Annotated in this window: 17 protein-coding genes; 9 read left to right on the top strand and 8 right to left on the bottom strand. The window is 68.2% G+C overall.

Annotated elements, in window-relative coordinates; genetic code table 11:
- Positions 1-5: 5 nt before the first annotated feature.
- Positions 6-1340 carry an MFS transporter gene (locus ACQPYS_RS07860; RefSeq protein ID WP_433492151.1) on the bottom strand — a complete coding sequence of 445 codons (1335 nt, stop codon included), beginning with the start codon at positions 1338-1340 and terminating at the stop codon, positions 6-8.
- Between the two features lie 558 nt (positions 1341-1898).
- Between ACQPYS_RS07860 and ACQPYS_RS07855 the strand changes: the two genes are divergently transcribed.
- Positions 1899-2114: a type II toxin-antitoxin system VapB family antitoxin gene (locus tag ACQPYS_RS07855; RefSeq protein WP_431938526.1), complete on the top strand. Its 216-nt coding sequence runs from the start codon at positions 1899-1901 to the stop codon at positions 2112-2114.
- Positions 2111-2551 (top strand): PIN domain-containing protein, encoded by a 441-nt coding sequence (locus ACQPYS_RS07850; protein ID WP_433492150.1) that lies wholly within the window; start codon positions 2111-2113, stop codon positions 2549-2551. Before ACQPYS_RS07855 ends, ACQPYS_RS07850 begins: the two co-directional genes overlap by 4 nt.
- A gap of 169 nt (positions 2552-2720) precedes the next feature.
- Here the strand turns inward: ACQPYS_RS07850 and ACQPYS_RS07845 are convergent, their stop codons facing one another.
- From ACQPYS_RS07845 to ACQPYS_RS07825, 5 genes are all read right to left on the bottom strand, one after another.
- Entirely contained in the window at positions 2721-6773 is a 4053-nt protein-coding gene (locus ACQPYS_RS07845; protein WP_433492149.1) for a TIGR02680 family protein, read from the bottom strand.
- Positions 6770-8026 (bottom strand): TIGR02678 family protein, encoded by a 1257-nt coding sequence (locus ACQPYS_RS07840; protein WP_433492148.1) that lies wholly within the window; start codon positions 8024-8026, stop codon positions 6770-6772. Before ACQPYS_RS07840 ends, ACQPYS_RS07845 begins: the two co-directional genes overlap by 4 nt.
- Positions 8027-8060: 34 nt before the next feature.
- On the bottom strand, positions 8061-9593 hold the full coding sequence (locus ACQPYS_RS07835; protein ID WP_433492147.1) for a TIGR02677 family protein: 1533 nt from the start codon (positions 9591-9593) through the stop codon (positions 8061-8063).
- Between the two features lie 46 nt (positions 9594-9639).
- The gene (locus tag ACQPYS_RS07830) at positions 9640-10899 is read right to left on the bottom strand and encodes a TIGR02679 family protein (protein ID WP_433492146.1); all 1260 of its coding nucleotides are present in this window, start codon (positions 10897-10899) and stop codon (positions 9640-9642) included.
- Between the two features lie 359 nt (positions 10900-11258).
- Entirely contained in the window at positions 11259-11888 is a 630-nt protein-coding gene (locus ACQPYS_RS07825) for a TetR/AcrR family transcriptional regulator (RefSeq protein WP_433492145.1), read from the bottom strand.
- Positions 11889-11959: 71 nt separating this feature from the next.
- Between ACQPYS_RS07825 and ACQPYS_RS07820 the strand changes: the two genes are divergently transcribed.
- Both ACQPYS_RS07820 and ACQPYS_RS07815 read left to right on the top strand, forming a co-directional pair.
- Positions 11960-12841 (top strand): ketopantoate reductase family protein, encoded by an 882-nt coding sequence (locus ACQPYS_RS07820; RefSeq protein ID WP_433492144.1) that lies wholly within the window; start codon positions 11960-11962, stop codon positions 12839-12841.
- A gap of 310 nt (positions 12842-13151) precedes the next feature.
- Positions 13152-14090: a hypothetical protein gene (locus ACQPYS_RS07815; RefSeq protein WP_433492143.1), complete on the top strand. Its 939-nt coding sequence runs from the start codon at positions 13152-13154 to the stop codon at positions 14088-14090.
- A 54-nt stretch (positions 14091-14144) separates the two neighbouring features.
- Here the strand turns inward: ACQPYS_RS07815 and ACQPYS_RS07810 are convergent, their stop codons facing one another.
- Positions 14145-15005, bottom strand: a complete 861-nt coding sequence (locus ACQPYS_RS07810) for a methyltransferase domain-containing protein (RefSeq protein ID WP_431938532.1) — start codon at positions 15003-15005, stop codon at positions 14145-14147.
- Positions 15006-15610: 605 nt separating this feature from the next.
- On the opposite strand from ACQPYS_RS07810, the gene ACQPYS_RS07805 reads away from it, so the two are divergent.
- Positions 15611-15832, top strand: a complete 222-nt coding sequence (locus ACQPYS_RS07805; RefSeq protein ID WP_433492142.1) for a hypothetical protein — start codon at positions 15611-15613, stop codon at positions 15830-15832.
- A gap of 533 nt (positions 15833-16365) precedes the next feature.
- Here ACQPYS_RS07805 and ACQPYS_RS07800 read toward each other — a convergent pair.
- Complete coding sequence (locus ACQPYS_RS07800) at positions 16366-17058, bottom strand: TetR/AcrR family transcriptional regulator (RefSeq protein ID WP_433492141.1); 693 nt, start codon at positions 17056-17058, stop codon at positions 16366-16368.
- Between the two features lie 135 nt (positions 17059-17193).
- Between ACQPYS_RS07800 and ACQPYS_RS07795 the strand changes: the two genes are divergently transcribed.
- The 4 genes from ACQPYS_RS07795 (at position 17194) to ACQPYS_RS07780 (ending at position 21080) form a co-directional block, all read left to right on the top strand.
- Positions 17194-17607, top strand: a complete 414-nt coding sequence (locus ACQPYS_RS07795) for an alcohol dehydrogenase catalytic domain-containing protein (protein WP_433492140.1) — start codon at positions 17194-17196, stop codon at positions 17605-17607.
- Positions 17604-18134 carry a zinc-binding dehydrogenase gene (locus ACQPYS_RS07790; RefSeq protein ID WP_433492139.1) on the top strand — a complete coding sequence of 177 codons (531 nt, stop codon included), beginning with the start codon at positions 17604-17606 and terminating at the stop codon, positions 18132-18134. The genes ACQPYS_RS07795 and ACQPYS_RS07790 overlap by 4 nt, the downstream gene beginning before the upstream one ends.
- Positions 18135-18355: 221 nt before the next feature.
- Positions 18356-19204, top strand: coding sequence for an LLM class flavin-dependent oxidoreductase (locus ACQPYS_RS07785; RefSeq protein ID WP_433492138.1), 849 nt, complete (start codon positions 18356-18358; stop codon positions 19202-19204).
- 382 nt (positions 19205-19586) lie between these two features.
- Positions 19587-21080 carry a SulP family inorganic anion transporter gene (locus ACQPYS_RS07780; protein ID WP_431938537.1) on the top strand — a complete coding sequence of 498 codons (1494 nt, stop codon included), beginning with the start codon at positions 19587-19589 and terminating at the stop codon, positions 21078-21080.
- The last annotated feature ends 261 nt before the right edge of the window (positions 21081-21341 follow it).

Here is a 21341-nt window from a genome sequence, read left to right as displayed (position 1 = left end):
GCTTCCTACTTGCTTTCCAATGATTTCCGGGCGGTTTCGCCGCTGACCGCCCATGTGAGCAGCGAGATCCCCGCTATCGCGCACATGTAGATCACCGCGGCGATCGGGGTGCCGAACCGGCTCGTGAGCCATAGCCCCAGATAGCTGGCGGTTCCGCCGAAGATCGCCGCGGTGATGCCCTGCCCGACCGATACCCCGGAGACCCGCACGCGGGTGGGGAAGAGTTCCTGGTAGGCAGCCGTCTGCGCGCCGAGAACGAGAGCGAGGACAGTGCCCAGCGCCAGCTGCGCGGTGAGAACAGCCGCCAGACCGCCCTGCATCATGAGCAGGAAGAGCGGCACCGCGGTCACGATGAACAGCGCCTGGGCCGCCATCATCACGCGCCGGCGCCCCACCACATCCGACAATGCACCTGCCGGTACCTGAATGAGAATCATCCAGGCAAGGGTGATGGTGGTGCACAGCGATGCCTCGGATTTCGGCAGCAGGCCCGCACTCCCGACATAGGCGGGATAGAAGGTCAAGATCGTGTAGTACGCCACGAATCCACTGGCTCCGATTCCCATGATCCGCAGCACTTGGCGCGAATACCGCCGGTCCCGGAACAACTCGGCAACCGGCGCCTTCGCGACCTCACCCGAGTCCTGGAGCGCACGGAACGCGGGGCTGTCGTCGAGCTTCATCCGGATGTACAGGCCGACGATGCCCAGCGGCAACGCCGCCAGGAACGGAACACGCCACGCGCCGCTGGCGATCGCCTCGGAACCGATAGTGAATTCGAGGACCGTCGCGGTCAGCGATCCCGCGAGAAAGCCGACCAGCGTCGCGAGTTCGATCGTGGCACCGAGTGCACCCCGCCACTTGGCCGGCGCGTACTCGGTCACCATCGCCCCTGCTCCGGCGTATTCGCCGCTGGCTGCCAACCCCTGAGCCAGACGCGCCAGCACCAGGACCACCGGCGCCCAGACACCGATGCTGTCGTAGCTGGGGATCAAGCCGATCGCGGCCGTGGCGACCGACGTGGTGAGCACCAGAATCGTCAGGGTGCGTTTGCGGCCGACACGATCGCCGAAATGTCCCGCGAATGCGCCACCGACCGGACGCGCAGCGAACGCGATACCGAAAACGGCGAAGGTTTCCAGCAGCGCGGCAGAGGAATCGTCGGCGGAGAAGAAAGCGAGAGCTATGTAGGTGGCGAAGTACCCGTAGACGGCGTAGTCGTACCACTCGACGAACGTCCCGGCCATCGATGCGGTGATCACGCGTTTCGCGCCGTGCCGGCGCGGGTCGCTCCCGGCGCCGGGAGTCACCGGCTCACCCGAGGTTGAGGTTGCGGTCATGTCAGCCCTTTCTGGGCACTGGGTCGCACTGAAATCACATATCCGGTCCCGCCCTCATCAGCGGGACCAGATACTGCAAGAAATATTGCGCAACGTCAGCTCAAAAGCAAGTAAAATCGACATTACGCTGGTTACGAGCGCTCTCAGCAAGGGATAGCCTTCGTAGGAGACCGCCGGGACCAGCCAGCCCAAGCCCGTGAAACATCACCCACGCGCGCCTCTACTACTTCCGGCCACAACTGGACCCCACCTTCGGACAGCCGGCGCCGATCCCGCCACCCGCTCCGCAGTTCGAGGTTTCCCCGCTTCCCCGGAGGACTCTGAGCATGGTCCGATGAGGCTGGCGAGGAGTCCCTGTGACAGCAAAAGGCCCCCCGAGCGACCACTACCATCTGTGTGCCGGACGGTCCCGACAGAACAGAGGGTCATCATGGGAGATTTTCGTCGGGCACGACCAGTCCGATGGCGGCGACGTGGCACCCCGGTCCAGCGCGCCTGGACCTACCGGACCCGGTTGGATATCCTGGAGAAGCAATTTATATATCCGATTGGAGAGCTATGACCAAAACACTGATCGACATTCCGGACGAACTGATGGAGCAAGCCCGGAAGATCACCGGCGGAGCGACGAAGACAGAGACCGTACGCACCGCCCTGCGACTGCTCGTCCGCCAGCAACAGCAGCATGACGCCATCGCGTGGTTCGCCGATAATGAACCGTTCTTATCCGAGCACGAGATCGCCCAGGAAAGCAATCAGCAGCCACCACGGTGACCCCCGCAGTTCGTGCCTTGTATCTGGCCGACCACAGCGCTGTCTCCCGCATCCAGCGTCACGTATCGGTCCGCGAGGCGTTCGACCGGCTCAACGACTCCGCGGCGGTGATCTGCTCCTGCGCCGTCACCACCGATGAAGCGGCATTCAGCGCCCGCAACCCCGACGAACTCCAGCAGGTCCTGCACATCTACACCGAGGTGTTCCGCTACCTGCCGATGGATCCGGCCGTCGACCCGATAGTCCGCTCCATCCGGCAGCGGCTGTGGGCCGCGGGCCAGGGGCGCTCCGCACAGGCCACCGATATCCTCATCGCGGCAACCGCGGTGCACTACGGAGCCACGGTCCTGCACTACGACAAGCACTTCGAACTGATCTCCGCCGCATACCCCGGCCTGCGTCAGCACTGGATCGTGCCCCGCGGCTCGATCCGCTGAGCTTCGCACCGGCGGGACCGGCCGTACGATCTCTGCCGACTTCGCTGTCAGAATCTGCTGCAAGCAGAAACAACGCGCTCATTGATTTGCCTGAGGATACGAGCAGTGCGACCTAGCGCCGTAGTCGTCGTGTCGGTTTGTGCCGTGGCCGATCACCTATTACCGGTCACTATTCTGGTGCACCGGGCGGCAGATCGGGGGTCAGTTCCCGGCCGTTCCAGGTGAACCGCGCCGTGGTCACCGCATCGTCGTCGTCCCCACCGACGATCTGGTGGATCGCGATACCGCTCAACTCCTCGTATATGCACCATTCGTGGTCGGAGGTGAGGACCAGATCCAGGTCCAGTGCCGACAGCAGGGCGAAGATCTGGCCGCGGTTGGCCGTGTCGACACCGACGAACACCTCGTCCAGCAGGATCACCCGAGGAGCGCGCGCTGCGGCCTGGTAGTGCGCGGCCACGGCCGCGAACAGCGGAAGGTGCAGAGCGATCGCTTTCTCGCCACCCGAGAGCGCACCATGCAGTTTCTTGGTCAGTTCCTGGAAGCCGTCGCCTTTGCCACGGTCGATCTTCACCACGAAGCGATGCCAGGCGGTGTAGTCGAAGACCTGGCCGAGCTGCTGTTCCCAGGTGGTCGCCGTACCGTCGGCTTTGGCTTCCTCGATGCGCTCGCGCAGGAAACGGTGCAGCGATTCGCGGTCGGCGTCGCCGAGGCCGGCCGGGTCCTTCAGCAGGAGGTCGCGGGCGGCCTTGGTCCCGGGTGGGAGGTCTTTACCAACCTGCCACACCAGCTGCACGGCGATATTCGACGAGGTGCGGACCTGCCGGAGACGGGTGTTCATCGCGTCGACGAGTTCGTTGGCCTGGCGGATCCGTGCGGCGAGGTGCCGGCGGGTGTCGCCGGTCAATGTCCGGTCGAACAGCAGACGCTCTTGGTCGGTGATCTCCTTCTTGCTCTCCGCCGCCTCGGCGGTGAGGATGCGCAGCAGTTCACTACTGCCCACGCGGACCCCGTCGACGACAGCGGCGAATACTTGGACGTCCTCGCCGGTCTCCAGGTCGAGGTCGGCGCGGCCGCCGAGCGCGGTGCGGCATTCGTGTACCGAATCATTGAGGCGGCGGGCGGCCTCGCTCAGATTGGCGGGTGCGTAGGGGGTCGTGGGCCAGGCCGCCGCGACCGACCGGGCGGCGTCGAGGGCGGCACGGACGCCGTCGGAGGCGGCGAGCGTTTCCCGGAACGCGGCCGGGTCGGGCAAGTCGCTGTCCGCGGGCAAACCACCACCGGCGAGGTGGCGGAAGCGCCGGGCGTGCTGATCACGGAGCCCGGTCGCGGCCTCGACCGCGGCGGCCGTGCTCTGGCGCTGCTCGGCGAGACCGCCGAGTTCACCGGCGAGCTCGACGAGCCGCAGCCGATGACGCTCGATACTGTCGCTGTACTGGCCGATCTGCGTGCCCAACCTGCTGATCTCGGCCAGTACCTCGCGGTATTCGCGACCCACCGACTGCTCGACGCCCTCGCATTCCGCGGCCGAGGCGCGATATTCGGCCTCGGCTCGTGCCGCGGTCTCCGCGTCCCGGGCGGCCTGCGCGGCCGAACGTTGCGCCTGTTCGGCTCGCGCGGCGGTCAGCTTCCGCGCGGAATCGGCCTGCCGCCCGGCGTCGAGCCAGGCCCCGGCCTGTCCGGCGAAATCCTCCAGCGCGTCCCGCAGTGTCGCGAGGGCGGTGGTTTCGGTCGGTAAGCCGGTCTCCGAGGCCAGGACCGCCAGTGAGTGCAGGACCTGTTTGACCGCGGCCTCTGTGGCGGACAGGATCTCGACGCGTTCCCGTACCTGGCCTTCGGCCGCCCGCAGATCCGATTCGGCACGGATCAGCCGCTCCTCGGCCCCGGTGAGCCGGTCGTAGCCGGGACGATTACCGACCTCGGATTCGAGCAGCTCCTGCTGCGCGGACAACTGGCGCAGCCGCTCACGCGCGGTCTCGATCACCGCATCGTATTCGGCGATCTCGCCGGTGAGCTCCCCGATCCGGCGTTGCCGGAATCGCTGCCGGGTGGCGGCGCCGATATAGGTGGGATGTTCCTTGCCGGCGGTGCCGGTCAGGTTCCCCAACCGCCAGCTCCCGTCCGCGCCCACACCGGCCACCGCGTCGGCGGGTACCTGTTCGCCGTAGGCAATGGCTGCCAGCAGCCGGTGCACGGTTTCCGGCCGCACCCCGGCGTCGGGCACCGCGACCAGCGCATCGGCCAGGTTCGCATCGGCCACCGGCGCAAGCGCGGTGGGGTCGGCGAAGATATCGTGTCCGTCCACCGCGCCGCCCGTACTCACCCAGGCATCCAGGAGGCCGGCGGCTTCCAGTGCCGCCTCGATCCGAGCGCCGGTCGCCACGGCGATCTCCGGGCGGAAGTCGACCAATCGCCACAGTGGAGCGCCGTGCATCCGGTTCCGGTCGGTGGTCCGCCAGTCGGGTGCGACCGGTTCGATATCGTGTTCCCCGGCCAGACGCTCGCGTTCGGTGACGGCCGCGGCGCGCTCGGCACCCACCGCCGCGATTCGCTGCTCGCACGTCGACGATTCCCTGGTCAGCTCCCGCAGTCGCGACCTCGCCGCCCGGTTCACCACCTCGACCAGCGCCGATTCGTGGTCGGCCCGCGCGACCAGGGTTTCGGTGTCCTCGATCACCAGCGCCCGGCAGGTTTGCGCCCATTCCCTGATGCGGTCGCGCAATACCGCGAGTTCGCGTTCGCGCTCCTGGACCGCCGTGGCCACGTGCTCGGCAGCGGCAGCGGACCGGGCGCGGCCTGCTTCCAGAGCCGATTCGGCGGCATCTCGCTCCCGCACCGCCGACTCGCGCGCCCGCAGCATGCTCGCGACCTTGTCGAGCGCTTCGGTCCGGCCGCGCACCGCCCCGCGCAGGAACGGTCGCGCGCCTTTGGCATCTGCTCGCTGCGTCAACTCCCCGTACACGCTGATCATTCCGGCCCGATGTGCGGCGTTGCGGGCTTCCGCGGCGGCCTGCGCCGCCAGACTTTCCAGGGTTTCCTGGTCATCGCGAGCCTGCTGGTGTGTGCTCGCGTCGGACTCCGCGAGCGACTGCGTGCTTCGCGCCCTGTCCTGGGCATCCTCGGCACGACGCCGATCTCGCTCCACCTGAGCCCGCAGCTCCTCCAGTCGCGAGCCCTCCTCGTAGGCTTTCGATTTCCGGTGGCCCTCGAGCCGGCCCCGTGCCTGCGCCAGCGCCGCGGTGTCGGCCGCTTCGCTCCGCTCGGTGTCACGGCGTTGCCGCTCGGCGCGTTCGTAGTCTTCGGCGGATTGTTTGGCGGCCGCCGAGTGTTTGTCCATCTCGCTGATCGCCGAGATCAGCCGGGCCGCGTGCGCACGCAGGACCCGCCTGGCGTAGGTCTGTTGATGCCGGGCCAGGATCCGGGCGGCCGCGACCTCCTCGTCCAGCCGCACCAGGCGTTCCCGCTGGGCATCGAGCCGCTCGAAACCCTCGGCGAGATCGGCGATATCGTCGTGGCTCAGCGGCGGCAACGCCCGGGACAGCAATGTCGATAGCAGGGACGGATCGAGCCGCTGGGACAGTTTCGGGGTGCGCAACTGCAGCAGGGCGGTGATCATCGCGTCGTAACGCTGCTCGTTCAGTGGGGAAAACAGAGTCGAGCGCAGGGTCGCCCGATAGTCGGTGGCATCGTCGTGTACCCGGCCCGCGCCGTCGAGTCGTTCGACCAGCGCGGCCCGGGTCAGTGGGCGGTTGTCCTGCACCAAGCGCAACGAGCCGCCTGGGCCGTCGGCGTCGACCCGCTGCCGGGTTGTGAAATAGTCCGGGTGCACCGAGGTGGTGCGGCTGGTCGCCTGTAGACGAGCGCCGCAGGTGAACCATTCCTCCGCCGCGCCCGGGCAGTGGAACTCCAGCCATACATAGCCGACCCGGGTGGCGCCCGGCGCGCCCTCCCCCATCAGGTTCCAATGCATGGTCCGTTCACTGGTTCCGAAGGTGGACAAACGATTGGGGCGCAGGCTCGCGTCGAACAGGAAAGGCAGCAACAGTTCGAGCGCCTTCGATTTCCCGCTGCCGTTCGGGCCGCGCAACAGCAGCCGACCCTCGTGGAACTCGAACACTTCGTCGTAGTAACGCCAGATGTTCAGGATGCCCGCGCGGGTGGGCACCCAGCGCGGTGCATGCCCCGAATCCGCGGACGGTCCGGGGTACACGGTTATTGTCACAACGTGTCCTCACTGCTCTCGGTCGACCGGATTCGCTCGACCCGGTACCTCGCGGCGGCCGGCAGCGGTGTCACCAGGCCCGCGGTGGAACGGCGGACGAGCCCGAACGAGCTCAGCACCGAGACCGCGTCACCGGCCAATTGCCGGGCACCGTCCTCCCCTCGATAGGTCTTCGCCCAGCGGGGGAAGCGGGTCAGCAACTCTGCCGTCCGGCGCTGCAACTGCTCCTCGGTCTCCGGACCGGACATTTCGTCGAGCAAGAGCAGGGCGGCGACCTTGGCGGTGCCGGAGTCGTCGGGGAATCTGCTGTCGGTGGCGATCGCATCCGGGTCCACCAGCAGGATCCCCTCAGCGCGTTCCTCCAGGACGAAACCGCCCTGTTCGGCGGCTCGGCGGAGCAGCTGCCGACCGGTGAGCGAAGCAAGATAGGCGCGTTCCTCGGCGGTGAGGTCGGCGAAGTAGACGACCGGATCGTCCACCAACCGGCGAAATACTCGGTGCCGCAACCACAGGTTGCGTTGCGCCTCCGAGTATCCGGCCGAATCGGTGTGCCGGCCGGACCGCTCGCCCGCGAGGCCGTACCGCCGCTCCCTGGTGAGCTCGGCGAGGATATCCGAGAAATGGAAGGGCACCTCGTCCACGGGCACAGCGAGCCGGGACGGTCCTACCGGCGTGGCCTGCAGCCGCAGCAGCAGCGTGGTGTCGACCCGGAACAGGACCTTCGCCTGCTCGGAATCGAGGAAGGCGTCGGCCGCGCCGTCGATCGTCTCCAGCACACCGAACGATTCGAGAAAACGCACGACATCCACGAACGCCATCCGCTCCGCCCGGCTGCTGCTGTCGAATCTCACCAGCACCGGATCCTCCGCGGTGGCCGCACGGACTCGCCCGGCGAGCAGCCCGATCGTGGTCACCGGCGCGGCGAACAACTCGGCGGCCACCACACACAGCAGAACGTAGCGGCGGCGATCGAACTCCGCCCGGCCCGAACGAAGCCGGCGCGCCGGACGGGTCGCGTCGGTGGCACACCGCACCTTGATCAACCGGGCATAACCCAGGCGGGGCTCGACCACGAGCGCCCATCCGGTGTAGTAGTCGAACCACTTCGCGATCGGATCCCGCCGCCGCCGGATCACGTCGAACTCCTGCGGGGCAGCACGCTCGGTGATCAAGGGTTCGGCGAGGAGCCGGCGGATACCACGCGCGATCTCCTCGCGCTCCGCAATCACCAACTGGTTGGCGAGTCGGCTCATCCGGGACTCTCCCCACAAGGATCGGTTACCACGGTCATCCGGTTGCTTCGCTTCGTGCGGCGGAGGTCCCGGGCGCCGAGACCTCCACCAGATAGTCGGGACCACGAAAAACTCCGCGGGGGGTGGTGAATGTGGCGGTGGCCGTATCGGGCGGCGCGCATAACACGATCTCGACCCGGCCGTCGCCGGTCCGCCCGCGCCGGGCACCGTCGGAGTCGGGGGAAGTGCCCAGCGCCCGGCCGAGGAGGTCCAGTAGCCGCTCGAACACCTCGTGGTCCAGTGCGCCGAAGGCGGACAGCCGGACCACGCCACCGGTATCCAGCAGGTCCCAGGCTGCCTCGAGCTGCGCGCGTTCCGCGGTGGCGCGGGCGGCGCGGGCCGCTCGGACAGCGGCGACATCGCGCAGTGCCGCGGTCCGGCCGATACGTTCGGTACGTCCGGCGGACCGCAAGAGCGGCGAGACCTCGACGGCCGCCGCTGACTCCCACGACTCGCTCGAACCCACCAACTCGGGGTCCGGATGCGCGAGATGGGCGTGCCGAGCCGACGACAACCCGAATGCGGTGGACCACAACCTGTTCAGATCGTCCTGATCCGGCAGGACCGTGAACCAGCGCGCCAGCTCGCGGAAATCGGCTATGGCATTACTCGAGCGGCGCCTGGATTCGGTGATGCGGTCGAGGACCTGCAGCAGACTGACGATGGCCTTCCGGCCGACATCACGCAATTGCTCGATCCGCGGCTCGGTGCCGTCTCCCGGCAGGAACCACGCGCGGATACCGTCCCAGCGAGCCCGGCGCTGCGCCAGCCAGGCCGCATGGGGATCCGCACCGCCCAGCTGCGGTAGTTCGGCACCGCGCAGGGCACGCTGGTGCATCCGCGTCACCCCGTAGTCCTCGATCATCCGGACACGAGACGCGATGGTGCGTGCCCGGAATTCGAGATTGGTGAGGAATTCCTCGAGATACGCTACGGTGGCGCCCTTGACCTCATGGAATACGGTCAAGTCCACTCCTTCGGCGCGCAACAGCCGCTGCAGTTCACCGTTGAACTGCTTGGTATTGCCACGCAATGCCTCCAGATGCGCCTCCAGCTCGACCAACGCGGTGTAGACGCGGCGATCCGGGCCCGAGTCGAGTTCCCGCGACAGGTCGGCGAGGCGGTCGGCTATCGCGTCGAGGACAGCCGTCTGCAGAGCGCCGGTCGAGGCGAGCACTGTCATCGCGTGCACTACACCGGCGAACGCGGCCTCACCGTGGCGGGTCAGCGAGTACAGCAGATTACGTCGCTCGTATTCGACCGCTGTCCGGTAATTCTCCGTGTGATTCTGGATGACATCCAGCAGTTTCCACTCCCGCAGTTGGTCGAGAGCCGCAGTCAATGTCTCGTCGTCGGTCGGTTCGATCCAGCCCACCGAACCGAGGCGAGCGCGTATCTCATCGATCCCGAGCGCTGTTTCCAGCCGGTCGTTCGCCTCGGCGAAGGTTTGCAGCACCGACACATACAGTCCTGCTCGATCACCGCTGGTGAATCGGAACATCTCCGGCGGGATACGAATCGGTTCCACACATTCTCCCTCCCCGGCGCTCGAACGCCGTCCAGCGTAATGCGACCTATCCGGCCATATCGGAGAACAACGTCTCCGCGACTCGTTCCTCCGGCACCGCATGCCCCAGCCGGATCATATGGCCGGCCAAGTCCGGATCCCACGGGACGGCCTCGACCCGTCCGACCGGGGGACCGTCCGGAACCAGCGCCGCGAGGTAATCGGTGCTCGACATACGCCAGGGCGTCGCACCGAAACGGGCTACCAGATTCGCGGCGATCCGCAGACCGTCGCCGTCGAAGTCACCGTGATACCACAGTTCGGCGCCGGCGCCGGCGCCTGCCACCTGACGCAGCAACTCCACCGCGGCGCTGCTCGGCCACCCGGAGGTACAGATCATCGGCGGGCAACGGTCCCGGAAACGGTGCAACGCCATTGCCAGAATGCTCGGGTTCTCCACCACGAACACCCGCTCGGCCGCCGCCGGCCACCGCCGGGTGAGCCGCAACTGCTGCAGCGTCAGGACGGCCGCTACACCGGCATCGGCACAGGTACGCAGGATATCGGGAACAGGCCCGGATATCCCGCGCAGTGGGACACCGGCCAGTAGCACCGTGGAGGACAATTCGTCGTCGGTGACACCTGCACATGCCCACAGGTCACGAAGCGCGGCGGCGCCGGCGGGGCGCTCCCGGTCGTACAGAATCGTCAGCGCGCGGACAACCATCGTATGCAGCCGGTTGCCTTCGTCGAGCGCGTGCGGATCACGCACCGTCGATTCGGCGAAAACCGGCAGCGGCAATCCGGCGGCGGGCACCGCGCGCAAGACGAGCAGCGCACGTTCGAATTCCCGCCTGGTCCGCTCGACCGATCCGCCTACCAGGCCGGCCCCTCGCATGGCCGTAACCCATGTTGCCAGCGCCGGCTGGGCGCGGATCACCTCGTGCCGGGCAAGCCACTCCCACAGCGCCGCGCGCTCCGCGGCCGCCGTCCTCCGCTCGGCCGAACGGTCGGCGAGCGGGCCGAGCAACTGTTCGACGACGGCCCGCCCATCGCATCCGACCCTGTCGAACAACACCTCGTCCAGGCGCGAAAGACCGATCGACCAGTACTCGCCGGGCAACCGAGCGTCTCCGAGCAGATCGGCGACCGCGCTGCGCTGCGTATCGGTCAACGGGCCCACCTTGATCCGCTGCACCGGGCGCCCCTCGGACAGACGCCGGTGCAACACCTCCCACACCGGCCCGAGATCGGATGATAAGCGGTGAACCGAGCCGGCCGCGCACTTCCCATCAGCCGCGTCCTCGATATCACATCGGCGATCCATCAGCCCATTTTCCCGAACGACCTTGTTCTCGTTCAGTTCTGGGCAACCGGCATCTGCTATCGGGCGGCGCCTGGGCCGAGCAGCCCCGTCGCGTACCGTGCGTACTGATCCTGATCGTCCACGCTTCGAGCTGTGGGCCCCGCTGATCGACCCGACGACTTCGACGACTACCCAGATGGGCGATCTCGGCTGGTTCGACTCCTACCCGGCGACGTGGACCTACTTCCGAGGCGATTCGAGTTGAGATGCCCGGCCCAAATTCGATGTGCATCGGAGAGCGGTATGCGCACTGCGCCGCGCGGATCGTAGAACCCGCGAGTGTCGGCCGAGAGGCACTTCGTGACGGCCTTGCCGAGTCGTCAGGTCCCGGTGGGTGGCGCACTCATCGCTGCCGCCAGGAACGTGATCGCCCAGCGCCGGGTCGCCTCGCCGCCCGCTGGGGACTGGCAGACCGGGGGGCGCCGGTTGTAGAGCTCGACGCGGTCCACGGCCGTCACAGCGAGGATGCCCCGCATCCGGAACCACAGCTCCTCGGAGGAAAGGCCGGGCAGTGCGCGGCCGAAGGCCGCCAGGTAGCGATTACCGACCGTCTCCTGGAAGGGGCCGGTCCAGGTGCGCATTTCCTCGGCCGGGTCGCCGAAGATCATCACGATCAGCCGGGAGGTGCGGGCGCCGCCCTCGTCGCCGACCGGTCTCTCGTCGAACAGCGGCCCCACAAATGCCTCCACCAGTTCGGTGACCGTCGGGTCCGGGGACCGGGCTAGCAGTCGGTCGAGCTCGGCGCACTGCGCGGCGTTGATGGGCTCGATCACGCGGCGAACGACCTGGGCCAGGAGGTCGGCCTTCGACCCGAAGTGGTACCCGACGGCAGCCAAGTTCGCGCCGGCGAGGTCGGTGATCGCGCGGATCGAGGTGCCGTGGAAACCGCGCTCGGCGAAGATTCGTTCGGCCGCGTCGAGGATCTGGGTGCGGGTGTCCGGTGACGCCATATGTGCGTACTATACATATGTTCGAATAAAACGAACGTATGAATAAAACGAACGTATGAGAGAGGGTTGCCATGAAGCTGCTCGTGTACGGTGCCGGGGTTCTCGGCAGTCTGCTCGCCGCCCGGATGTACGAAGCCGGACATGACGTTTCGCTCCTGGCCCGGGGTGAGCGCCTTGCCGCGTTACGTCGGCACGGCATGCAGCTCGCGGAGGGAAACAGCCCCCACGTCAGGCGAGTACCGGTTCCGGTGGTCGAGCACCCGGCCGACAAGTACGACCTGATCGCCGTCACCGTCCGCACCCATCAGGTGGACACGGTGCTGGAGTCACTCGCCGGTGTCGAGGGCGACGTGCTGTTCCTGCTCAACTGGGCGGCCGGAGCGGAGCCACTGGGCGCGGTGATCGGGTACGAGCGGGTGCTGCTCGGAGGCTTCCCCGCCGCCGGCACGATGGACCACGACGTGGTCCGCTATCGCGCGACCAACCTTATGACCCGCCTGGTCCCCATGCCGATCGGCGAACCCGACGGCCGGACCACGCCGCGACTGGAACGGATCCTGCGGGCGCTCGGTACCGCCGGGATCAATGCCGAGGCCGAGCCGCGGATGGATGCCTGGCTCAAGACCCACGCCGCTTTCGCGGTGCCACTCGAGCAAGCGGTGCACGCGGCGGGCGGCCCGATAGCACTCGCCGATGATCCGGACGCGGTCCGCGGCATGATCCGCCTCATGAGGCGGCACCTGGCCGCTATGCCGACACCGCCGGTCCCCCGCGGGTTCGTCGCGTTGACGATCCTGCCGGAAGGGCTGCTCGCCGTCGTACTGCGGCGCTTCTTGCGGAGTTCGACCGCCGCGTACAGCGGGCTCAACAGCGCCTCTGCCGCATCTACGGCCGAGCTCGAACGGATGGCCGAACAGATGCGCGTCTATGAAAGGGGCCGACAGACTCGGTGAACCATGGGATCTGGACCAATTCCGTGATGATGACCGCGCCAGGCGACGGCAGCGTCATTGTTGTGCGGCGGTGAGAAGCACGCGGTTGCGCAGCAGTGGGAGGCTGGCCTGGCCGAATGGCCCGTCCCGCGAAGCGCTTCGCCCTACTCGCCGATTGTTCGATGCCAGGCCCGAACCCGCTGAAACCATCATGTGGCCGAACGGCCCGAATCGAAGCACTGCGCCACAGACCTCGATGACCGGGTAGTGCGACAGCGCGATCACGTCGAATAGGGCCGTCGACCGCGTACTGTCTCCTGCTCCCGACCCTGTGGCAGGATCTCTTCGCCGCTACGATCAACCGCGCCCGGTGGAAATCGCCCTGATCACCGACGACGGTACCGAGATCAGCACCCTGATCAACCCGGAACGCGATCTCGGAGCCGCCCGCGCGGACTACGGGATCGCCGCCGCCGACGTACTCCTCCCACCGACCCTGCCTCTGGCCTGGGCCGCACTCGCACCATATCTGGTAGGGCGAACCCCGGTCGGCGCCGATATCGACCGTCACCTCCGCTGTATCGACACCGAACTCAAACGCAACGGTTCCGCCGTAGCCATGCCCATAGGCACCGACCTGACCGCATTCGAACCGACGCCGGCGGACCGGAACCGCCTCGCGGCACCGCGTGCGATCGACCGGGCCCGCGCCGTCCGCGATAGTGTCGCGCGCCGACCCGTACCGCGGCCGAGTGCCGGTGTTTTCCTGCCCGCCGCTCCCGCCACCGGATATCTGCTGTGCCGGGGCGGTGGAGCGGACTGTTTCCGGGCCGACGGCGTACTGCCCGCCGACAAGACCCGCGAACAAGTCCTCGCCGAACATCTGCACGCCACGGCCGCGAGGATCAGGCCCGACGACGACACCCGTACTCTGCTCAACGACCTCGAACGCAAGCTCGGATATCCGCTGCTCGCTCCCGATTCCGACCGAGCCACGACCGATCTAGCCGCGATTCTGATAACGGGCGCGCGTGTCCGCTTCACCGGTAGCTTCACCGACGACACCGGAAAACCCTGGGACCGCATCGAGCTGGAGCGTCTGTCCGAGAAGTGCGGACTCGTGCCCGTCGCCACCGTCACCAAGACGAAATGCGAGGCACTGATCGCTGCCGAAGCCGGCACTCTGTCGGGGAAGGCCAAACAGGCGATCGAGTTCGCGAAACCGATCTTCACTGCCCAGCAGTTCCTCGGCTGGGCGCGGAGCCGGTAACCGGGGTCCGGTGCGCCCTACCCGCGGTGCGATGGGTAGGGCCGGGAACCCGGATCAGCGGAGCGGGAGGTGGCCGAGGACCGCGAACATGGTGACCGACAGGTGATAGTCACCGACCGCTACGCCCGCGTCGATGGCGGCCACGAGATCGTCACGTTCTTGTGCTGTGATCGCCTCTCGGGCCAGCGCGGCACCGCCCACCTCGTCGAACATCGGGCGCGCGGTGGCCGGGTCCCAGATCACCGCTTCCGAACCCATATCGTCGATCTCGAATCCGGCCGCCACCAACCGGCCGCGCAGGGTCCGGCCGGATCTGGCGTTGGGGGTGGCCTCGAGCATCGCGGTGGTCAACCGCGCGACCACCGCGGGGTCGCCGGGGTGCAGGATGGCGGTCTGCCAGTCGCTGTCCACCAGCACCACCCGGCCACCCGGCCGCAGGACCCGGGCGATCTCCGCGGTGACCGCGGCCGGGTCGTCGAGGTGCTGGTAGACACGCTCGCAGCGCACCGCGTCGAAATAGTCGTCGTCGAACGGCAGCCGGTAGGCGTCGGCTTCGACGAACCGGCATCGCGCTCCCGCCGGCGCGGCCCGTTCCCGCGCCACGCTGAGCATTACCGGATTCGGTTCGACACCGACCGCTTCACCCTCGGGTCCGACCCGGCGGGCGAACTCCAGCACTTCCGACCCGGTTCCCGAGCCGATATCGAGAGCCCGCTCCCCGACGCCGACGGCCAGCGCGTCATGGGCCCAGTGGCGCATACGCCGGATTCCGGGGAGGGCGGCCTGCATATCGAGGGCAGCGACGAGCAGGGCCATGGGATCGGCGCCGGACGTGGCGCCCGCGGCGCGCGCGGCCGCGATGGCATCCAGGTGGAACGACGGCGCCCGTGCGGGCTGCTCGGGTTCGCTCGGCACGGATTCCGACATTAGCGAGGTCGGGGCGGGTCCCGGCACACGCCGGGCATCGATTCGGTGGCGGTTCGGGTGCGAATGAGACGTCGTTTGCGTCGGTACCGCCACGGCCGGCAAAGCGCTCGGCCTTCTATGCCGTCGAGCCGGAAGCGCGCCGCCGCCGACCGAAACGAGGAAACCGTTGTCCTCGCGTTCCGTGGTATCCATGAGCATCCGGGCAAGCGGCCCGGACAATGGTCGGCGTTGGCTTCCGCCTCGCCGTCGGCACCGCCCCGCACGGCGAACCGACCGACCCGGCCGATTCGCGCACCCGCTCGGATTCTTCTCGCCCCGTCTCGAGCGGCTGCCCACCGCGAGGCGGCCGGGACGAGTCATACATCTGGATCGGTGGCCGCACAGCGGGCGCGGCTTCAGTTGTTCAGATGGAAACCGAGGTCGCGGGGGTGGCGGGCACCGAGGCGAAGGGCATCAGCGGGCAAGTGAGGCGTCGACGCTTCTCAACGGGTGAGAGAAAACATATCTCGCTGTAACACTCTCGGGGCGGCGGGACATATGACAGCGTAACCATTCTCGGTCCCGATACTCGGGACACCAACGAAAGGAACACTGTGAGATCAAGATTCAGCACGTTCGCCGCTGCTGTTTCCATCGCCGCGGCCGGCGTCGGCGTCGCGGCCGGTGCCGCGTCCGCGCAACCGCTCCCGCTGACCAATGTGGCACCGGTGGACGACACCAACCCCACTCCCGGGGCGGGCACCGGGTCTGCGGAGCTGCTTCCCGCGCTGCTGCCGTTGCTCACCGGCTCCGCCGGAGAAACCCCCGCCGAGTAATCGGCACCCGTGCGTCTCTCTCGACGTATGCGGCCCCTGTTCGCCGGGCGTGGCCGCTCCGATGAGAGACGTACAGCACCACCCCAAAATCTGCGTAGGTCTCGGATGATTCATTCCTGACCGGCGGCCCCGGAGAGCTGTCGAAGCTTTCCGGGGCCGTTCTTTTCCCCGGCCGGAAGGACCCGAGCGAGGTCCTGGACGGGTAAGGCGTTGTCCCGCACCATCCCACCCATCGTCCGCGACGGTGCCGCTCGGGAGTGCAGGAGTCCCGCTTCCAGCGCTGACCCCGGTCGAATGCCCAGGCCGACGTTCAGGGCCACCGGTACCGGTCACCGGGTCGCATCCCGCGCGCGCGAATGCACTGCCCGAGTTCATGTGCGCGGCTCGTCGAGAACTCGTTCCGTCCCCGTTTGCCAGCACGTGACCGGTGAATTCCGCGACGCCGACCGCGAGGCCTGGGCCGGCCTCCGCCACCGAGCCGGAGCGGTCCGGTGCGGGCACAGCCGATGCCCTCCAAGACCCAGGGTTGCGGCCTACCTATTCGACCTCGACCGTCCGGGAGCCGGATATCCGACTCGGCCGGCGGCTCGCGGGTCCGGCACCAGAACGAGCGCTCCGGGTGCGGCGGTGAAGGCCTCCCGCAGATGGTCCGCGAGGCCGACCGTATCTCCCTCGCTCGAGCTGTCACTCCACGCTTCCATGCCGCAGTGGAATGCCGCGACCACGATGTCCAGGGCCAGTCGGGGACGTTGGTCGGCGGGAAGTCCGGCGCCGAAACGGCGGTGCAGGATCTCCAGCGCCTCACGGACCGTGCGGTCACAGAATTGGAGGTTGTTCGCGCCCATGGAGGGCGTGGACTGGGCGAGTCGGTGGCTGCGGGCGGCGCGATCGGCCCAGTCCGGCGCGGGCATACGTTCCAGTGCCGCCAGCACGCTGTCCTGCAGGATCTCGTAGAGCGATCCGGTGCGGGGTTCGCGGGTTTCCAGTTCGTGGAGAAAAGCGGCCCACATATCCCGCAGCGGCGCCATGGCGACGTCTTCTTTGCTGGTGAAGGTGCGGAAGAAGGTGCGTTTGGAGACATCGACCGCGTCGCAGAGTTCGTCGAGCGTGGTGTTGTCGAACCCGTTCTTCGTGAACAGTTCCAGAGCGGTATCGACCAGTGCCCGGCGGGTGCGTAGTTTCTTGCGCTCGCGCAGCGGCGGCCGGTCCAGCGCAGCGTCGGCCATGTGGACAGGATAGCGTCCGGCCGCCCCTCGATTACTATCGCCCCTTGACGCCATTTGCCTCTGAGTGGCATTTTTGAGGGCGGTATCGAACCCGGTGCCACCCCGCAATCCTCTGCACTCGAAAGGCGCTGTCTCATGCGCGCATTGATCGTCGACCGCTCCGTGGCGGCCGGATTACGTATCGACGAGGTAGCCGATCCGGTCCCGGCGCCGCACCAGGCGGTGATACGGGTGACCGCGACATCACTCAATTACGGCGAGGTCCAGTTCGCGCGTGGTGACGCGACCCAGGACGCGGTATTGGGCTGGGACGCGGCCGGGATCGTGGAGCAGGCTGCCGTGGACGGCTCGGGCCCACCGGCCGGGACACCGGTGGTCACCCTCGGCTGGTCCGGCGCCTGGGCGGAGTTCCGCGCCGTGGACACCGACCTCATCGGACGGCCCCGGCCGGCGCGGAACCGGCGGCTCTCAGCACCGTTCCCGTCGCCGCGACCACCGCGCTGCGCGCCCTGCACCGGCTCGGACCGCTGCTGGGGCGGCGGATATTGATCACCGGGGCGACCGGCGGCACCGGCCGGTACGCGGTCCAGCTCGCCCGGCTCGGTGGCGCGCATGTCGTCGCGGCGACCGGCGACCCCGCCGCGCACGGTGCGGGCCTACGCGAACTCGGTGCGGACGAGATCGTCACCGGCGCCCGTGACCTGGACACTCCGGTCCACGGTGCCATCGATCTGGTCGGCGGCAGCCAGCTGGTCGACGCCTACCAGCGTCTCGCCGAGGGCGGAACGGTGGTCGCGGTCGGGCATTCGGCCGGCGCGGACGAGACATTCCCCTATGGGGCGTTCTTCGGCGATCAAGGTCGGCACGACCGATCGGTCACTTCCTTCTTCCTCCTCGGGTGCCGCGACCTGGGCCCCGATCTGAGCTGGCTGGCCGGGCAGGTCGCGATCGGGACCCTGCGGCCGAGTATCGCCTGGCAGGGAGATTGGACCCGGGTCGGCGAGGCGGCCGAGGCGCTGCTGTCGCGCCGCCTGCACGGGAAAGCGGTGCTGGAAGTGAGCCGGTCGCCGTCGTAGCGGACATATCGTTCCTCCGGGATCTCCGGACCGGAGCCGGTAGGCCGAGGAGAACCGCGGGCGGATATCCGTTTGTGGACGGTCGTATTCACGCTTATAGTCGGCGTGATCCGATCGGAGCTCCCCGGAAATACAGCCGCAGAGTGGGAGCCCGCGCCCGAACGCACCGGGCGATGGAGTGGGCGGTGTAGTCAGCCCACCCATTTTTCCGGAGGAATTCCATGCACATCGGACTCGGACTCCCCATCGCCGACCCCGCCGTCCTGCTCGACTGGGCGCGCCGGGCCGACGCGGGACCGTTCTCGACCCTCGGCCTGCTCGACCGCCTCGTCTACGACAACCCCGAACCGCTGGTGGCGCTGTCGGTGCTCGCCGGCGCCACCAGCCGGATCGATGTGCAGACCGAGGTCCTGCTCGCTCCGCTGCGCGATACCGCCCTGCTGGCGAAACAGGTCGCCACGCTGGACCGTATGTCCGGCGGCAGGCTGGTGCTCGGGCTCGGTGTCGGCGGTCGCGCCGACGACCATCTCGCGGCAGGCGTGGACCTGCGCACCCGCGGCCGCCGGATGGACGAGCAACTCGCGCGACTGCGCGATTTGTGGTCCGGCGAACCGTTCGGCGGCGACTGCGGCCCGATCGGGCCGGCACCGGTTCGCCGCGGCGGACCGCCGATTCTCATCGGCGGGTTCCGGCCGGTCGCGCTGGAACGCGTGGCTCGCTGGGGTGACGGATTCTTGTCGGCGGCACCGGCGCAATGGTGTGCAGGGCTGTTCGATTCCGTCCGCCGGTGCTGGCACGAGCACGGCCGGCCGGGGGAACCGCGGATCGTCGCCCAGGTCAATGCCGCGCTCGGACCACAATCGGTCGTCGACGAGGCCCGGGCGGCCACCGGCGCCTACTACGCGTTCACCGACCGGGCCGAATACATGGTGTCGGGGATGCGTACGACGCCGGACGAGATCCGCGCGGCGATTCGGCAATTCGCCGACCTCGGCGCCGACGAGGTCATGCTGTACTGCTACGGCACCGACCCGGACCAGGTCGATCGCCTGGCGGACCTGATCGGCTGAGCAGTTGAGCCGAGGCCGCAAGGGGCCGCCGGCCGAGCAGCAGCCCGACCGCTCCGTATCGGCGCGGTCCGGTCGCGGCAGCCGGCCCGCGCTGTGGGCGGGCTCGCCGGAAAGCCGGGCCTGCGGTCACGCCGGGGCGGCCGGCCCACCCATCGACAGATGGTCACCCGCCGCTGGTCGGAATCCTACTTTGACGGAAGAGTACAGTTGCCTGGCCGAGTGTTCGCCGACCACAGCTGTCCGGCGGCACGGCCGGTACCGGACTTCGTCCCGCCAACGGCTTCTCCGATCCCGCTCGGCTCCCCCATCCCGTGCCGGCCCGACCCGGCCGTGCGGCCGCGGCCGCGCTCAGCGAACGGAGGCAGCCACCGTGGTGACGGCAATGCGCACCGACCGGTCCGCTACCTCGGTGGTGGCGGCGCTGCGCAACCCGAAACTGCTGCGTACCGAGGTGCTGGCCGGGCTGGTCGTGGCATTGGCCTTGATCCCGGAGGCGATCGCCTTCTCCGTTATCGCGGGCGTGGACCCGCGGGTGGGGTTGTTCGCGTCGTTCACCATGGCGGTCACCATCGCATTCACCGGTGGTCGACGCGCCATGATCTCGGCGGCGACCGGCGCTGTGGCATTCGTGGTCGCGCCGGTCGTGCGCGAGCACGGGGTGGACTATCTCCTGGCCACGGTGATCCTGGCCGGTGTGCTGCAGATCGCGCTGGGTGTGGTGGGCATCGCGAAACTGATGCGGTTCATCCCGCGTAGCGTGATGGTCGGCGTGGTCAACTCGCTGGCGATGCTGGTCTTCCTCGCCCAGCTCCCCCAGTTGATCGGAGTGCCGTGGCTGGTGTATCCGCTGGTGCTGGCGGGGATCGTGATCATCGCGGTGCTCCCCAGAGTCACCACCGCGGTGCCCGCGCCCCTGGTGGCGGTGGTCGCGCTCACCGCTGTCACCGTGACGTTCGGGCTGCACGTGCCGGATGTCGGTGGCCAAGGTGATCTGCCGTCGGCTCTGCCGCTCCCACTGCTCCCCGAGATGCCGTGGAACCTCGAGACGCTGCGGATCATCGCCCCCTACGCCTTCGCGATGGCGGTGGTCGGACTGCTGGAATCACTGATGACCGCCAAACTCGTCGACGACATCACCGATACCCCGTCGAATAAAACGCGTGAGAGCTGGGGACAGGGTGTCGCCAATATCGTCACCGGGTTCTTCGGCGGCCTGGGCGGCTGCGCGGTGATCGGCCAGACCGTGATGAATGTGAGGATCGCCGGGGCCCGCACCCGGATCTCGACCTTCTTGGCGGGAGTATTCCTGCTGATCCTGGTGGTCGGGCTCGGCGGGCTGGTCGCGCGGATCCCGATGGCGGCCCTGGTGGCGGTCATGATCATGGTGTCGGTCACCGCGATGGACTGGCATTCGCTGGCCCCCGCGACGCTGCGGCGGATGCCGGTCGCCGAGACCACGGTCATGCTGCTGACGGTCGCCGTCACCGTCGTCACCCACAACCTGGCCTACGGCGTGGTCACCGGTGTCGTCACCGCGATGGTCGCCTTCGCGCACCGCGTCGCGCATTTCACCGAGGTCATACCCGTCGCGACCGCGGACCCGGAGGACACCACCCGCGTCTACAAGGTGCGCGGCGAACTGTTCTTCGCCTCCAGCAACGATCTCGTCCACCGATTCGACTACAGCGGCGATCCGGCCGATATCGTGCTCGACCTGTCCGAAGCGCATATCTGGGACGCCTCCACCGTGGCCGCGCTCGACGCCATCACCACGAAGTACGCCGCGAAGGGCAAACGCGTGGAGATCCTGGGCCTGAATCCGGCGTCCGTAGCACGGCACCGGCGGTTGTCGGGGTATCTGACCGGCGGGCACTGAACCGGGTCGTCGCGCCGGGGCTCACCCGATCGGACCGGATTACGGCGGCGGTGCCGCGGCACCATGGGGATCGGCCGCTCGCACAGCCGGATCCGACAGGTCGGGACGGCCCGGACCGGAGTGGTCGTGGCGTGCCCCGACCAGCGTGAACCGCCGGCGAAGGCGATCGCGCTCGTGGACGGCGGGCTGCGCGCCCGCGACCTGGGTCCCGCCGCATGACCCCGCCGCGACCGTCGGCCCGGCCGGAGCGCGGCACCCCTC

The organism is Nocardia grenadensis (assembly GCF_050942415.1).
Lineage (GTDB): Bacteria > Actinomycetota > Actinomycetes > Mycobacteriales > Mycobacteriaceae > Nocardia > Nocardia grenadensis.
Note: the sequence above shows the minus strand (reverse complement) of the source record. Positions and strands in the feature narration are given on the sequence as shown.

Coding starts and splice junctions, on each gene's coding strand:
- ACQPYS_RS07860 (WP_433492151.1), bottom strand. CDS start 1,340: ATGACCGCAACCTCAACCTCGGGTGAGCCGGTGACTCCCGGCGCCGGG.
- ACQPYS_RS07855 (WP_431938526.1), top strand. CDS start 1,899: ATGACCAAAACACTGATCGACATTCCGGACGAACTGATGGAGCAAGCC.
- ACQPYS_RS07840 (WP_433492148.1), bottom strand. CDS start 8,026: ATGAGCCGACTCGCCAACCAGTTGGTGATTGCGGAGCGCGAGGAGATC.
- ACQPYS_RS07830 (WP_433492146.1), bottom strand. CDS start 10,899: ATGGATCGCCGATGTGATATCGAGGACGCGGCTGATGGGAAGTGCGCG.
- ACQPYS_RS07825 (WP_433492145.1), bottom strand. CDS start 11,888: ATGGCGTCACCGGACACCCGCACCCAGATCCTCGACGCGGCCGAACGA.
- ACQPYS_RS07820 (WP_433492144.1), top strand. CDS start 11,960: ATGAAGCTGCTCGTGTACGGTGCCGGGGTTCTCGGCAGTCTGCTCGCC.
- ACQPYS_RS07800 (WP_433492141.1), bottom strand. CDS start 17,058: ATGGCCGACGCTGCGCTGGACCGGCCGCCGCTGCGCGAGCGCAAGAAA.
- ACQPYS_RS07795 (WP_433492140.1), top strand. CDS start 17,194: ATGCGCGCATTGATCGTCGACCGCTCCGTGGCGGCCGGATTACGTATC.
- ACQPYS_RS07785 (WP_433492138.1), top strand. CDS start 18,356: ATGCACATCGGACTCGGACTCCCCATCGCCGACCCCGCCGTCCTGCTC.
- ACQPYS_RS07780 (WP_431938537.1), top strand. CDS start 19,587: ATGCGCACCGACCGGTCCGCTACCTCGGTGGTGGCGGCGCTGCGCAAC.